General features: G+C 58.3%; 11 protein-coding genes. 6 read left to right on the forward strand and 5 right to left on the reverse strand.

Annotation, left to right across the window (positions count from 1 at the left end; translation table 11 throughout):
* Positions 1–194 precede the first annotated feature (194 nt).
* The 3 genes from BB934_RS08620 (at position 195) to BB934_RS08630 (ending at position 3,540) form a co-directional block, all read left to right on the forward strand.
* Complete coding sequence (locus BB934_RS08620; RefSeq protein ID WP_237050220.1) at positions 195–1,016, forward strand: hypothetical protein; 822 nt, start codon at positions 195–197, stop codon at positions 1,014–1,016.
* 146 nt (positions 1,017–1,162) lie between these two features.
* Positions 1,163–2,053 carry a ParB N-terminal domain-containing protein gene (locus tag BB934_RS08625; protein ID WP_099509262.1) on the forward strand — a complete coding sequence of 297 codons (891 nt, stop codon included), beginning with the start codon at positions 1,163–1,165 and terminating at the stop codon, positions 2,051–2,053.
* 149 nt (positions 2,054–2,202) lie between these two features.
* Positions 2,203–3,540, forward strand: coding sequence for an O-antigen ligase family protein (locus BB934_RS08630; RefSeq protein WP_157934093.1), 1,338 nt, complete (start codon positions 2,203–2,205; stop codon positions 3,538–3,540).
* A gap of 171 nt (positions 3,541–3,711) precedes the next feature.
* Here the strand turns inward: BB934_RS08630 and BB934_RS08635 are convergent, their stop codons facing one another.
* On the reverse strand, positions 3,712–4,809 hold the full coding sequence (locus BB934_RS08635) for a glycosyltransferase family 4 protein (RefSeq protein WP_099509264.1): 1,098 nt from the start codon (positions 4,807–4,809) through the stop codon (positions 3,712–3,714).
* 256 nt (positions 4,810–5,065) lie between these two features.
* On the reverse strand, positions 5,066–7,363 hold the full coding sequence (locus tag BB934_RS08640; protein WP_099509265.1) for a Wzz/FepE/Etk N-terminal domain-containing protein: 2,298 nt from the start codon (positions 7,361–7,363) through the stop codon (positions 5,066–5,068).
* A 1,121-nt stretch (positions 7,364–8,484) separates the two neighbouring features.
* On the opposite strand from BB934_RS08640, the gene BB934_RS08645 reads away from it, so the two are divergent.
* Genes BB934_RS08645 through BB934_RS08655 form a run of 3 tightly spaced genes read left to right on the forward strand, consistent with a single transcriptional unit; the run spans position 8,485 to position 11,617 of the window.
* Positions 8,485–9,132 carry a sugar transferase gene (locus tag BB934_RS08645; protein ID WP_157934095.1) on the forward strand — a complete coding sequence of 216 codons (648 nt, stop codon included), beginning with the start codon at positions 8,485–8,487 and terminating at the stop codon, positions 9,130–9,132.
* A 53-nt stretch (positions 9,133–9,185) separates the two neighbouring features.
* On the forward strand, positions 9,186–10,442 hold the full coding sequence (locus BB934_RS08650) for a hypothetical protein (protein WP_099509267.1): 1,257 nt from the start codon (positions 9,186–9,188) through the stop codon (positions 10,440–10,442).
* A 20-nt stretch (positions 10,443–10,462) separates the two neighbouring features.
* Positions 10,463–11,617 (forward strand): glycosyltransferase family 4 protein, encoded by a 1,155-nt coding sequence (locus BB934_RS08655; protein WP_099509268.1) that lies wholly within the window; start codon positions 10,463–10,465, stop codon positions 11,615–11,617.
* Here the strand turns inward: BB934_RS08655 and BB934_RS08660 are convergent.
* The 3 genes from BB934_RS08660 to BB934_RS08670 form a co-directional block, all read right to left on the reverse strand.
* Positions 11,598–12,737: a glycosyltransferase family 4 protein gene (locus BB934_RS08660; protein WP_099509269.1), complete on the reverse strand. Its 1,140-nt coding sequence runs from the start codon at positions 12,735–12,737 to the stop codon at positions 11,598–11,600. The two genes, BB934_RS08655 and BB934_RS08660, sit on opposite strands and share 20 nt — an antisense overlap.
* 101 nt (positions 12,738–12,838) lie before the next feature.
* A complete protein-coding gene (locus tag BB934_RS08665) occupies positions 12,839–13,450 on the reverse strand; it encodes a glycosyltransferase family 2 protein (protein WP_157934096.1) in 612 nt (203 codons plus the stop codon).
* Positions 13,451–14,047: 597 nt separating this feature from the next.
* Positions 14,048–15,193 carry an acyl-CoA dehydrogenase family protein gene (locus tag BB934_RS08670; protein ID WP_099509271.1) on the reverse strand — a complete coding sequence of 382 codons (1,146 nt, stop codon included), beginning with the start codon at positions 15,191–15,193 and terminating at the stop codon, positions 14,048–14,050.
* Position 15,194: the final 1 nt, after the last annotated feature.

Genomic DNA, 15,194 nt, shown 5'->3' on the forward strand with positions numbered 1-15,194 from the left:
AGACCTTGCAGAAACGAGCCGGACTTTCACGCCGGCCGGAGGCCAGTGTCGAGATCGTCCAGTACAGGCCCATCTACGTCGTCGGGACCGTGCAGCACTCAGGGGAATATCCATATCGACCCGGGTTGACCGTCCTCCAAGCGGTTGGTTTGGCGGGGGGCGTTTTCCAGCAGGCGGGAATGGAATCCGGCCGCATGGAGAAGGACCGGATTGCGGCACAGGGAACCCACGAAATTGCGCGCCTCGAGGCCCGTCGACTGCTGGTCCGCCGTGCACGTCTCGCCGCCGAGCTCGACGAGACCATGCAGATCGCGACACCCGAGGAACTGCGCAGCGATTCCGATGTCGCGCGCCTGATCGCCGATGAAACGGCTGTCAAGAATGCCCGCAGCGAGGCGTTGAAGTCGCAGCTCCTAGCCTATTCCGAGATCAGAAGCCTGTTCTCCAGGGAAGTCGAGGCGCTCGAGCAGAAGATCGAAGTCCAAAACAGGCAAATCGCCCTTGCCCGCCGTGAACAGCAGACCATCAGCGCCTTGGTTTCCAAGGGCCTGGCAGTCACCTCCCGCGAGTTTGGTCTCGAACGCACGTTGGCGGACCTTGAGAGCAAGCTGCTCGACTACACGACCGCCGTCCTCCGCGCCCGGCAGGAGATCAGCAAGGCGGAGCGCACCGCGGACGATTTGAAGGCCGAGCGGAAGGCCAAAATCGTCGCTGAAAAGCAGGACACCGAAGCTCAGATCGATCAATCCAAGGCACGTCTCACGACCGCCCTGAGCCTTATCAATGAGGCGACGGTCGCCACGCCGCAGCTTCTCCTCGATAAGTTGCCGGCTAAGCCAACGACGGTGTTTTCGATCATCCGCCGGGTTGTCGGCAACAGTGTCAAATCCGTCGTCGATGATACTGCAATGATTGAGCCAGGGGATGTCGTGCAGGTCGACCAGGTCATCGGAGAGAGCGCTTCATCCGGGCAATCCAGCATGAGCGCTGCCAGAGAAGAATCTATTACACGATAACAATAAATGCCCAAGAGAGAGGCAAACCATTGGAGGAAGCCCAACGAACGATCCTTCGCCATAAGGCATGCAACGCTTGGGAGAGTTCGATAGAGGAGTTCGAAGGAGAACCAGACGCCAAGGTCGTCATCTAGAGGAACAGCGGTATGAGATCGATCTCAACGGAAGGGCTCGAAAAGCCAGTCAATGTTAGCGCTGGCGCGGTTCCAATGTTGCAATGGCTGCGTATTGAAGATCTGCTGGTTGATCCAGCGTACCAAAGGCCGATTGTCGGCCAGGGCCAGCGGAATGTCATGAGAATTGCGAAAGCCTTCTCTTGGTCCTGTTTCTCCCCCGTTGTTGTCTCGCCTATCGAGGGAGGAAAGTTCGTTATCATTGATGGACAGCATCGGACCACAGCGGCGGCGCTCATCGGGTTCGACAGCGTTCCCTGCCAGGTGGTCATTGCGTCGCGAGAGCAGCAGGCTGCTGCCTTTAAGGCAATCAACGGGGTTACCGTGCCAATCTCGCCAATGGCCCTGCATGCGGCAGCGGTCGTAGCACGCGAGACTTGGGCCATCGACACCGCCGACATCTGCCTCAGGGCCGAAGTCGAAATCCTTCGATATCCGCTTCCCGTCGAGCGTCAGCGCCCCGGGCAGACGATGGCTGTTGGTGCGATTACGCAATGCTTGAAGCGTTTCGGTACGGACACGTTGATTACGGCTCTTCAGTGCGTCACTCAGACGGCGAACAACAAGCCGGGCGCCCTTACGTCCCGTATGATCCGCGCCTTGTGCGAGGTTCTCCACAGTAATGACCATTGGAGAGATAGCGGGCTTGCCCTGTTGGAGGCATTCGACACGATTGAACTTGCTGCGATCCAAACAAAGGCGGCCATGTATGCCGGAACGATGCGTATCAGCCAAGTCGAGAGCATCAGGGACCAGATTCGCGCGGAACTCAACCAACTGCTCCCCACGCCAGAGGTGGAGATTTCTACGCATTCGCTGTCCAGGAGTGCCCGAGAGATGAACGCGCTGTCCGAAAGACACTGAAGACGCCGCTGAACGCTGGAACGAAGGCAATTGCCAATGCATCGTGCGGAACTGGAGGTCCGCACAGGCGGGAAGTGGACGCGCTTTCGTCCCGGTGCCCCTCCACCAGGGATTTTGTCGGGTGTGCAGCTTGCCGGAGGTCGATGAGAATGGAACTGAGTGTCCCGACATTCTCTCCCTATGTTGTCGGAGGCGTCTATCTGGCTTTGCTCCCACTGACCCTGGCCGCTCTGCTTCGCTACAAGGATGCCCCGACACGTTTTCTGGTTCTCGCTCTATGGCTGCGGTACCTTCTGTCCGCGTTCCATCAATACACATATCCGCCTATAGCCGGTGGATTGTCGCTCAATGCAATGGCCTCAATCACGCTCACGGCAATCGGCTTTCTGGTCATCGAGCGACGCCTATTGTTGTTGAAAGCCTTCGGCGGCGTCTATCTGGTGATCGTCGCCACGGTGGTCAGCGCGATCATCAACAACCCCGCCGAAGTCGTCGGCAGCCTGACGAAATGGGGATACTTCATTGTCCTCACAGCGGCTGCCTTCGAGGCTCTCAGCCGCCATGGGTCCGGCGCCGTGTTGCGCACCTTGATCGTTGCCTTCCTGCCTCCGCTCGCCCTCCAGGCCCTGTCCGTGGTCGTGGGCCTAGGGAAATTCAGCACGTCGGACAACTCGATATGCTATATTGGCGGATACAACCACGAGGCGGCATTCTCGATCATTGTACTTACGTTCCTCTATTGCTCATGCTTCCTTGAGCCCGACCGGCCAGTCCTCACGGCGATGTGTATCCCTCTTGCCCTCGTGGGACTTCTTTTAGCCAATTATCGAACGTCCCTTCTCGCAGCGGTCCCGATCCTCGTTGCGGCTCCGCTCATCGGCGCAATTCGGCGCGTTACCCCTTCCGACCGCCCATACATCCTCGTCGTCTTCGGTCTCGTAGGGGCCATGCTCTTTTACGCCGCGACCATTGCCCTGCAAGAGCGCTTCAACGACTTGTTCGTTACTCTGTCCAACATCTCTGATCTTGCGAAAACGCCGGAGTATTACACCGCCTCTGATGAAGAGCTGCTATCGGCCCGTGCCGTTATCTGGAGCCGGTATATCAGCGCATATATACAGGGCTCAATCCTCAATCTTGCTTTCGGATTCGGTCCCGATTCCTGGGAAAACGTCTTTACACGGTACGCTCATAACACGTTCGTATCATCGCTCTATGAGATCGGAGCCGTCGGCCTAGCCAGTGTAATCGTCCTGTTCGTATCAAACTTCACATTTGCCTTTGGCAGCGTACCCGAGCATCGTCTTCCCATTGTCAGCGCACATCTCGGATTTCTTATTCTCAACATGGCAACAATGCCGCTCTGGCTGATCGAAGGGAATATCCTGCTCGCGCTGACACTGGCCTATACGTTGCACAATCAGATGCCCCGGCGCGTCCGGGTCCTGGTTAAGCGCTCGGATATGGTCATTCGCCATACGGAATAAAGCGCGATATGCGATCGATTGCCTTAACGTCAGGGGCAATAAAGACGGCTCTTAGAGCATCGGACCCAAAAGTGGACCCGCTTTTGGGACCCATCCGATGTTCCTTCTCTTGGCTGGCGCATCGCCGAGCCCGGACCTCCGGTTCCGCAGGATGCGCTAGATCCTCGCCTCTCAAGGATCTCCCACGGTCTCACGGAGAGAAGGCCGAAGGCGATCGTAGATTTCCATGATCTGGATCGCGTGTGTACTTGCCGAGGTGTCCTTGGCGACCCGGTTGCGCTCTTTGCTTCCGAGAACGACATTTTCGGGCACGCTCAAAATGTCGAGTGCGACCTGAGCGAATTCATCCGCAGTGGCTGTAACTGGGACGAGACGACCTCCGCGCCAAGTGTTCCATATCTCCCGGTAGCCCGCGTCGTCCGTGGCTACATATGGTGTTCCGACAATTGCGGCCTCAACGAGTGTACGACCGAATGGCTCACGAACGGATGTCGCGATAAGAAGGTCAAGAGCGGCAATATTCCGTTCTCCCGGCAGATGAAATCCGGCAAATGTTATCCGATCAGCTATTCCAAGGTCCTGCGCTATGTGAACAAGATCGTGTTCAGTCCAATCGCCGCTACGTCCGAAGACCACGAAGTGGCAGTCGGTTCGGGCTTGCAGCAATCTCGAGCAGATTTGCAGGAATAGATCCGGACGCTTCCAGAACCAGAAGTTACCAACAAAGCCTACCAGCAACCTGTCCGTCGGACAGCCTTGTTCCGCAGCAAACCGGCGCGCATCAACCCGCTGCGCGCTCGCAGGATCTATATGGACTGGATTGAGGACAACTGCACTTTTGGTCGGCCTGACAAATGAGACGTTGTCCCGACATGACGCCGAGATACAGATGACTTCATCTGCGAGGCCGATAAGAAAGCGTTTTGGAGGGGTCATTCTATTGAGCGACCGGTGATGATACACGACGGGCTTCCCGGCTAGCCGGGCAATCGGTCCCCAGGACTGCATCGTCCGCAGATCGTTGAAATGGACTACGCTGTCCGCAGGAAACGCTTTTGCAATCTGCAAGCGAGCGAACAGCCGAGACGCGTCGTATATTAGATGATGACGGGATGTCGGAGCTTCGCCCGTCGAGATGACGTGAAGCCCACTCTCGATCGCGTGCCGAGCGATCAGAGTTTCCGCAGGGCAGAGGACAAGGCATCGAACGCCATGCTCTTCCTGCAGCGCTCGCGCAAGAGTAAAGGTGGAAACATGGCTACCTCCCATATCGCTTCCTACGAATGGGAACACCACTGCCCTCACACTTCGTTGCCTCGATTGAGTGATCGACGTCAGCACGGATGATCCTTGACAAGCACCCGTCCCGGACGTGCCAGGCTACTGGCATCGAAGCGTCCCGGCGAGTGTCGAATGGCTTTATGGTCCATCAGAACGGGCTTTTACCTTTGCGGCTGTTCCGTCTCTCCTGCAGCGTCATGATCGCCGTTCTCATGCGAATGCCTCACGCGTCGTTGTGATCGATTCACCCAGGCAGATTTCGATCACCTGTCTGACTGCTTTCCTGGTATTGTCGGATCCGTCCCATATCTACGCCGTTTAGGATCGCGCCAACACATTGAAGCCTTACATCTTCGTCGGCCGCCAGGATCTCGCGTATGAGTTCCTTCGAGGTTTCCCCCCATTTCACTATGAGGAGTACGCAATCGACCTTTTTTGCGAGAATCCTCGCCTCGCTCGCAGCACTCAGTGGCGGCAGATCGACAACGATGTGCTTGAAGTGAGTTGCCGCATCCCGGAGGAACTCGTCGAGTTGCCCATGGGCCAGAAGGTGACTTGGGTGCGGCAACTCGGGACGTCTTAGCATCGGAAGCAGTGCGACTCCACGGATAGGGCCACAACGCAGAGCGTCGGTCCACGAACATGTACCCGCGAGGACGTCCAGAAGACCGACCTTGGCATCTGGAGCAAAAATCCTGCTGAGGTGAGGGTTTCTGGTATCTCCATCGATCAGCAAGGTTGGCCCTTCCCCCTGTCCGAGAAGCGTCGCGAGGTTGGCTGCAACCAGCGACCTGCCTTCTTGCGGGGCGACAGACAAGACGCCGATGACTTTCGAATTCTCCGGCCCCCTCCCCGCAACTGATACAGACACCGATCTTAGGGTCTCCGCAAAGCTCGACTCAGGGAAGAGATCGACGAACCTGGCATGGGCATATGACACCTCTCTTGGTTCCTTAGACTCTCCGATTGGAGAGCCGAACTTGTGCAACCGTCCTAGATGAGGGATTGAAATGACCGGTAGCATCCCGAGGCACCGCAATCCGAGTTCGTCACGAACGTCCTTGCCGGTTCTGACCGATCCGTCGCGATACTCGCGCACGGTCCCCCACGCTCCGCCGACGATCGCACCCATAAGTGCCGAAAGAACGATAGTGATGATGGGCTTCGGTTGGCTCGGCTGCAGTGGAGGGGCTGCTGGAGTCACAACCCGGGCGTCGCTTAACGGGAAAGATTGCTGCTGGATCGTTTGCTGATAGCGCTGTGAGAAAGTGTCGTAGAGGCCTTTATAGGTGTCGGCCGTACGCTCGAGCTCACGCAACTGGACAAGCTTGGCGTTTGCATTGACTGCAACAGAAATCAAGTTGTTCACATTGCGGTCAAGCTCCTCCAACCGAGCTTTCGCAATCTCGAAATCGCTCTCGTAGCTTTGCGCGACAGAGTCCAACGCGGCGAGTATCTGATGCTGAATATCCGCCTTCTCGGACCGATACTGAATCGCCCGCTCATGATCCGACCCAAAGCGCTCACTGATCTCAGCCTCGCGCCTACCGGCCTCGATATACCGTGACTGCAGATCATTGATGACATTGTCCTTGAGGCCCTCGCCTACCAATGTCTCGACTTGGTTCGTTCTCAAGACATGGCGAATTCTCTCCAACCGGGCGCCCGTGCGCGCCACCTCCCCACGGGCGGCGGCGAATTGGGTACTGAGTTCCGACAGCTGCAAGTCCGTAACGAGTTGCCCCCCGACCGCGATCAGATTGTTGGCGGCTCGGAACTGCTGGACAGCGAGATCCGAATCGACAGCCTGTTGCCGTAGCTCGTCAAGCCGCACGAGAAGCCAAGCGTTAGCTCGCCGCGTGGCGTCGTATTTCCCTTCAAGCTGGTCGGCAAGGTATGCCTCGACATAGGTGTTGACGATGCGAGCCGATTGATCCGCATTCGCCCCCGTGTAGCTGATCGAGATGAGGTAGGTCTTGCCGACCCGGGTGATTGTCGTTCGGCGCAGGAGGCGGTAGGCCGCGGTCCATCGTGCGGCTTCCCGGGCCCGCGCTTCATCGGGAGCGGTCACAGGTTTGTCCTGCATCGTGCTGATCAGGGAACGAACGGTCCGGTCGACCGACCGGCTTACCCAGGTAAGAATCCAGCCTTCATCCGTCCAAAACTCCCGATCGTGAGTGAGATCTAGTTCATTGACCACCGCGAGCGCAATTTTCTCCGATTTCAGGATTTCGACTTGGCTATCGACGGCGGTCGAAGAATCCATCGAGCCGATTTCCGTAACCGCCGAGACGTCCTGAACGGCGCGGACCTGCCGGCGGTCGATCATGATGCTAGTGGTCGCCGTGAACAGGGGCACTGATGTGGTTACGAACAATATCCCGGTCAGCGCGCCAAACAATGCGAATAGAAGGATTATTTTCAACTGTCGTCTGACCGCCGCAAGGATGAACCTCACGTCGAAGTAATCGCCCTGGTCCCTCCCGTGAGAAGGGGCGAAGTTCGGCTCCTCAAGCGTATTTCGCACAAATTTCTGCAGCATGCGGTTCCTCGCACCTCATTCCGGCGATGATGCATGACAGCTCCTCCGGTTGCTCCCGCTCAACGCGGGATTCAAGAGGCCCTGGCTCCCTCCCAGCCACGGTACAGGGCTTATCTAGTGATTGACGCCCTGTATGCTTTCCAATGCCACTGCCGATAGGCGGTTTTCAAGATGCCCTCATGCCAATCTATAGCGGTGAGCGGCCATAGCCAGTTGTTCGTGCCTCGGTCGACTGTCTTCTAGAACTTCGGATGTGCGGGGTGCGGCTGCTCTTTAGAGCCGACGCTCTAGCTTGGCTTGGATAGGTCTAATTTAGCTGCCGTTATGGCCCACGCCACGATCTTTGACGGCATCGGCGCAAAGGCATCTCCGGTGTGCCGAACGTACTTGTCCAGGTGCCAGTACCCTGGAGGCCCTAGGGCGCTTTTGACTTGCGCGCGAGAACTTCGCGTCAGGCCGATGCGCAATCTGCCGTGGGTGTCAGGCTCCCGCTCCAGACGGAAGCATGACCCGACGCGAAATCTCGGTGCAGCACGATAGCCTGGAGCATTCTCGGAAACGCAGCTGCCGTTCGCTGTCAAACCATGTGGCAAGCGCAAGATGAGAAATGATCCCACGGAGTCGAAATAGAGTGAGCGCATCGTGCGGACCCGAAGGCGCGCACCAACGAAAATTGACCCCGCCGTCCGCGCGGAATGATGCGCCAGCCAAAAGAAGGCAGCATCGGATAGGTCAAAAAAGTGGGCTCGCTTTTGGGTCCGGTGATTTAGCGTCGCCGCTAAAAGATGTTTCTCCGCTTTCTTCGATTGTGGATTCCTGCAATGCCGGCAGTGCCCGCCGGATCCGGTCATGGAGGGCTAATTTAGCGCATGATGCGCATTGCCGTCAGCGGAGGTCCAGCCGTTGTTCTTGGCTGGCGAAGCATTATAAACATCGCCAACAACTTTGGTCTTGTCGAGTAAAACACATACCAATGCTTAGATAGGCTGAACAATTTGCCGTAACAGTGCGTTCATTAGGCGCGCTACGTGCAGCGTTAGTGATGATTACGTTGTGCGTCGGTTTGCTACTTCTCCGCACCACGAATTCGCCCATTGGTGACAGTAGGACCGCCCATGGCCATGCTTACATCGAGGCTGACTGTTCCATACCAGTTTAACCGGCCACTGCGCTCGCGAGGTGAGGAACTGCGCAGACGCACGTTCGACCTCCTCATTGCGGTAGTGGCGCTTGTTCTCGCTTTGCCGTTGCTCATCGTCATTGCAGTCGCGATACGCATTGACTCGCGGGGACCCATCCTGTTCCGTCAGGCCCGAGGAGGGATCAATGGCCGCCCGTTTCGGATGTACAAGTTCCGAACGATGACAGTCACTGAGGATGACGGAGCGATCATTCAGGCAACCCGCGGTGATCCACGCATCACGCAGGTCGGACGCCGTCTCCGGCAAACGAGCCTCGATGAACTTCCCCAGTTGCTCAATGTTATTCGAGGCGAGATGTCGCTCGTCGGACCTCGTCCGCACGCGCTTCAGCACGATATCGAGTTCGGCAAGGTCGTCGACGGCTACGCATTGAGAAGCCAGGTGAAGCCGGGCATCACGGGATGGGCGCAGATCCATGGCCTTCGCGGTGGAATATCGACCGTCGAGGCCATCCAACGGCGCGTCGACCTCGACAACGAGTACATCACGCAGCGTAATCTGCGCCTCGATATGCTGATTCTCGTTCTGACTCTGCGCGAGGTGATCCGTCAAACGAACGCATACTAGATCAGTTTCACTTGCATCGCTTCGATGTCGAGACGCATCTATGGGAAAACTGCATGTCGCTCTCATCGTTCAGACCGACGTCGGCGCATGGCGCGACGTGGTGGCACCGGCTTTTCGGACTGACGCTTCTTGCGGTCTGTAGCGGCCAGTGCCTGGCACAGAGTCGAGAGGCGCGAACCCTGCATATTGCACCAGTACCGGCAGGATCGGAGGACGGCTCCGCTTGGGCGAACGCCGGATCGCTCAATCGACTTCCTGAATTCATCGCCAAACTTGCGCCCGGAGGCTCGATTCTGCTGAAGGCGGATGCCGGCCCTTATAGGGTCGATCGGCAGATTTCCATCCGGAACGGCGGCAGTGGTGGGGCGCAGATCACGATCCATGGCGTGGATGGAAACGGAAATCCCGCAAATGCCGAGATTCTTGGGTCACGTGCGGATCCCTGGCAACAGGGAGCAAATCCCGGCTCGGAGGTCTTTCGCCTCCAAACAGGGGCCGACTATCTCGGCTTCAAGAATATCTCCTTTCGCAATACCGGTGACGGCTGCTTCCGGGTGGCAGGCAGCATTCGCGGTCTGCGTATCGAAGATGTCTCTGCTCGGAATGTCCGCCGCTTCTTTGAGGTCAACCCCAGCGGCGCGGGACAAAGCGCGCGCGTTGACGATCTGACGATCCGCCGCGTGGCGGTTCGGGGTTATTCCAAGGGGGCGTTTCGCATCAGAGGCGATTCGAGCAATGTCATCATGGAAGACGTTATTGGCGACAGCGAACGTCAGGATGGTGACAATTTCGCGATCGGCGTCGCGTTGGAGGACACGGTTCATGACGTCGTTCTGCGGCACGTGACAATGATGAACAGTCACGACAGCACGAACGAGTACTGGAACGGCGACGGATTCACGACCGAACGAAAGGTCCGCAACGTCAGCTTCGAAGACACTGTGGCGTCTGGATCTACCGATGGCGGCTATGATCTCAAGTCATCCGCGACGACCCTGCGGCGTCCCATTGCCGATGACAACAAGCGCAACTACCGCATCTGGGGCGACACCAAGATCGTCGAATGTGTCAGTCGCAGTCCGCACAAGCGCGGTGGGAGCGGTCTGCAGAACCACTTTTGGATTGCAAAAGGCGCGAGAGCGGATGTCTCCGGATGCCAGATCGAGGATCGCGATGAGCGGACCACGGCCTTTGAGGTCGAACCCGGAGGATCGCTCGTCGTCCAAAACTCGTCGATCAAGACGAATCCCACTGGGAGGCTGTCGTTGGTCCGCGAGGGCGGCCATCTCCAGATCACATCAGGTCAGTAGCAGCCAGATCGAGGTCCGTCGTGAAGATCTGTGTTCTTGGTCTCAGAGGCATCCCCCATGTCAGCGGGGGCGTCGAGATGCACTGCGAGCAACTCATCCCACGGCTGAAGAAGCGCCGACCCGAGGATCAGTTTACCGTCATCGGGCGCAGGTCCTATTGCCCTAAGGACGTCTCGGAGTTCGATGGCGTACGGATCGTGGCGCTGGCTCACGCGAGGGGAAAGCACCTCGAAGCGATCTCGAACGCCCTGATCGGGCTCTTGTACGCCAGATTCCGGCTTCATGCCGAGATCGTCCACATCCATGCGATCGGTCCGGCTTTGGTCGCTCCGTTGGCGAAGGTGCTGGGCATGACGGTGCTTGTGACCCACCACGGCGCCGATTACAATCGAGCGCGCTGGAATGCGTTCGCCAAGGCGGTTCTGCGCGCGGGCGAGTTCTGCGCCGTCTATTTCGCCGATCATGTCATTTCCGTGTCACCATCCGGTGCGGACCACTTAAGGCGACGCTATCGGTCGTGTTCGTCGCGCATCTCGTTCATCCCCAACGGCTCAACTCACATGACGGGGGCCGATGCCGTTGACGGCGCGAACCAATCGATCCTGTCGCGGTATGGGCTGAATCGCCGTGACTATATCATCACCGTCGGACGTCTCGTGCCGGAAAAGGGGATCGAGACTCTCATTCACGCATATCGCGGCGTCCCTCGCCCAGCGAACCTCGTTGTCGTTGGGGGCGCTTCGTCGGAAAATCGATATGCCGAATACCTGCACCGAGAGTCCGATGGTCGAGTAATATTCACCGGCGCTCTCGATCCGGCCGACGTTCACGTGCTTTTGGCGAACGCCGCGTTGTTCGTCCTTGCGTCCCGGCACGAGGGTCTGGCAATTGCCGCTTTGGAAGCCGCAGCATCGGGGTGCCCGGTCCTCTTAAGCGACATTCAGGCCAATCTCGATCTTGGTCTGCCGACGACGAACTACTTCAAGGCTGGCGACGAGGACGACCTTCGAGGAAAGTTATACACGCCGCATCAGGCGTATGTCGTCCCGTCGACAAGCTTTCTACGCAACTACGACTGGGACAAGATCAGCGATGAGACAAGCGCAGTGTATAAAGAATTGCATCGGAGATTGGCGGAGAGCGCATTGAACAGGCTCATCCCCTGGCTTCACTGATATGGCGATACACAGCCATGATTCTGGCGGCATGCGTTTGTGGTGAGAGTTCCTCGGCCACCTTGCGGCGGTCATCCAGGGACAGAACGACGTCCTTCGGCGCAGCGAGAACGCGCATGGCCGCATCCGCGAATTCGTCAACCGTGGCGTGAGGCTTGACCAGGATCCCGCCGGACCAGCGAGCCACGATCTCGGAATGACCGGCATCGTCCGTTGCAACGAAGGGAACGCCGAGGAGCAGGGCTTCGACGAGAGTCCTTCCGAAGGGCTCCCCGAAGGCCGGTGCGAGCAAGATGTCCAGGGTCGCGATGTTCATCTCGGGCGGCGACCGGAAGCCTGCCAGGATGAGCCTGTCGGCGATCCCAAGGTCCGCGGCGCGGCTCTCCAAATCGCGACTCCGAAAATCGCGTTCGCGGCCAAAGATGACGAACCGAGCGCGGGGCTCTCGCGCGGCGATGGCCGCACAGACATCGAGGAAGAAGTCCGGTCGCTTCCGAAACTGAAAGTTGCCGATGAACCCGATGAGAACCGGCTCTGCGTCTTCCGGCGCGTGAGCGCGGAATTCCGTCCGCCAACCCGTGGGAGGCTCGAGCATCGGATCTGGGAAAGGATTGAGAACGCACGTGACGCGGTCCCCAGGCAGAAATCGAAGATCGCGCCTGCAAGGATCCGATATCGTGATGATGCCGTGCGATTGCCGCACGAGCGCCCGATCGAACCAAGGCATCCTCAAGAGCGCTCGATGGTGATAGACAAGCGGCAAACCGAGCATCCGCCCCGCGATGCCCCATGATTGAAGACTCCAGATATCGTTGCAATGAACGATGGCGCTAGGGCCGTAGGACTTCAGCGTCCGGACGCGACGAGGCAGTTTCGTGATATCCGCGACCGGATCGCGGGCCTTCGCCGGGCCGTCTTCGATGGAGCGCACTTCAAGGTCCATCTCGGCGGCCTGACGCGCGACGTTCGAAGCCGACGCTGCAAGAACGACACACTTGATGCCATAGTCCGTCGCCAGAGATCGCGCAAGGTGAAAGGTCGATATGTGACTTCCGCCCACGGTCGATCCCGTGAATGGAAACAAGATCGGCCCGAAGGTTGCGCTGGTCTTGGAAGTCATTGGCCCTCACAGGATCCGTGCGTTGATTATGCTCCAGGTCGACCTATGCCCCGGGGCGTTTCAGGGCGCTCTCCGTCAAACGGTTCGCACACAACGATACGCTAAAAATCGGGGTATCCGTAGCGCTGCGCGACCGCATCGATCTGCCGGTCGTTCATGCTTGCCAAGAGATTTTCGCGAAAAAGGGCGGTCTTCTGCGAACCTGGCCAGTCCCATAGGCCTTCGGATTGCTGGATCTTCCTATAGGTGCTACCTGCGCGCCTCCCCATCCAGTACAGCCAGACATCGTCGGCTTGCGGGCAGAGCTCAAGAAACGCCGCTTCGTCAGCAATTTCGGAGGACAACGCTCCGGGCGGGTAAAGAATGCCTCCGCGTCCTACCGGAAATGCCGTCGCCGAATCTCTGGGTTCGCTCAGATAGGGCCATTGTTCATAAGGCTGCAATTTCCCCTGGTCATCCCGCTGAATTTCGCGTGCTTGGTAACAGACGATCAAGCCCATTCGGCCGGAAGAAGCCAAGGTCAAGTCTTCCAGCCAGTGTGGCCCGTAATAGACATCGTCGTCCGCCGTCACGATGAAGGCGTCGGGAAATGCCCTGACAGCCGGGATGATTTTCTTGAACGACTTGATGTCGTCGGTGGTGCGAATCTCCACGCCGTATGAAGTGAGCCGGCGCACGGCCTCGGGGATTATTGGTTCGTCGTCATGGGACACCCAAAGAACGATGCGGTCCGGCTTGACGGTCTGGCATAGCAGGGACCTCAGTGTCAGAGGAAGAGTAGCGAACCGGGGAGGATAGGAGGTTAGGGATACGACAAGCTTTCCTGGCAGAGGGTGCTGTCGGCCACCGGTCCTGATACGCCATACCATAGTGGCGCGTGCGGCAGTAGACCGGATGTTCAACGCCAGGCGATCCAGACGCCATTGCGCCCTCTTGAAGAGGCGCGAGGCTAGCGCATCGTGCGAACTTTCGGGTTGCGTCGAACGATGCGCTCCTTGAGGGATTGAGCATTGCATCGCTTCCAAAAGGGGAGACCGCTTCTGGGTCCGATGCTCCTGGCCTTGAGCGCGATCCGGTAACGCTTCCAATGATGGCCCCTCCGTGTCACGTCCGCCGCAGGGCAGTAGATTACCGAAGGCTGGCTGAGGCGCCGGTGAGGTGTTCAGCCGTTTCGAGCTAGCTCATGCTCATGTGGGAAGGACCGTCGAGGAGTCAACCGGAGGGCAAGGGCCACCCATCTTGCACGCCCCGATGCTTCTGTGGCCCCATCAGGGCAACGGCTCTCATGGGCCGCCTCGTGAAAGATGGCTCTATAGACCCAGGAGGGAGGCGACGAGCACTCGCTGAATTTCCGACGTTCCCGAGTATAGCCGACTGCCCAGTGCATCGCGCAACTCGCGCTCGACTTCCGATTCCACCATGTAACCGTAGCCGCCGTGGATCTGGATGGCATCCTCCGCGCATCGTACCCAGTTCTCGCTGATTGTGAGCTTCGCCAGAGATGCTTCGAGATAGACGTTTCGCCCTTTGGTTTGGAGCCAAGCCGTTCGATACAGCGCTGCTTGCGCTTGATCGACCCGCATCTTCATATCGACGATCTTGCTGCTCACCAATTGGAATTTACCGATGGATTGGCCGAACTGTTTCCGGTCTCTCGCATAGCGGATCGATATGTCGAGCAGTCGCTGCATCGCTCCGACGGCATTGGAAAGGATGCAGGCTCGTTCCCAGCTCATGGAATGCGTGAAAAGACTCTGGCCGCTTCCCTCCCGTCCAAGGCGATTTTCCGCCGGGACCTCGCAGTCGTCGAAGAACAGTTCAGCCATCGGCGATGTGCGGAGACCCATTTTCTCGAGAGGACGCCCGACTTGAAAGCCAGGATACTCTTTCTCGACGAGAAAGCCGCAGATGCCACTTGGCCCGGCAGACCGATCGAGGGTGGCGTACACGACGATAAGGTCCGCGACATTGCCGTTGGAGACGAAGGTTTTGCTGCCATTCAGCACATACCGGTCGCCGCGCCGCTCCGCCGTCGTCCGGAGGCTATACGCGTCCGATCCCGAGTCGGGCTCCGTCATCGCGTTTCCACCGATCAGAGTGCCGTTGCTGAGGTCGGGCAGGTATTTACGCTTTTGCGGCTCCAACCCGAAATCGAGAATCGGGATCTCGACCGTCCACATGTGGGCGTTGATCGAGAACAGCAATCCGTTGTCTCTGCACGCATAGCCAAGGTTCTCGAGCACCCCGACCGTCGTCAGCGGATCGGCCCCCATCCCACCGTATTCCGCCGGGATGGGAAGTCCATGAATCCCGAACTTGGCACATTTGTGCCAGCCTTCGCGGTTGAACTCGCCCCGCTTGTCCCGCTCGCGCAGACCTTCATTCAACTCGTCACGGGCAAAGCTTTTGACGGCTTCCCGTAGCTGCATCTGTTCATCGGACCAGGAGAAGTCCACG

The sequence above is a fragment of the Microvirga ossetica genome (assembly GCF_002741015.1).
GTDB classification, from domain to species: domain Bacteria; phylum Pseudomonadota; class Alphaproteobacteria; order Rhizobiales; family Beijerinckiaceae; genus Microvirga; species Microvirga ossetica.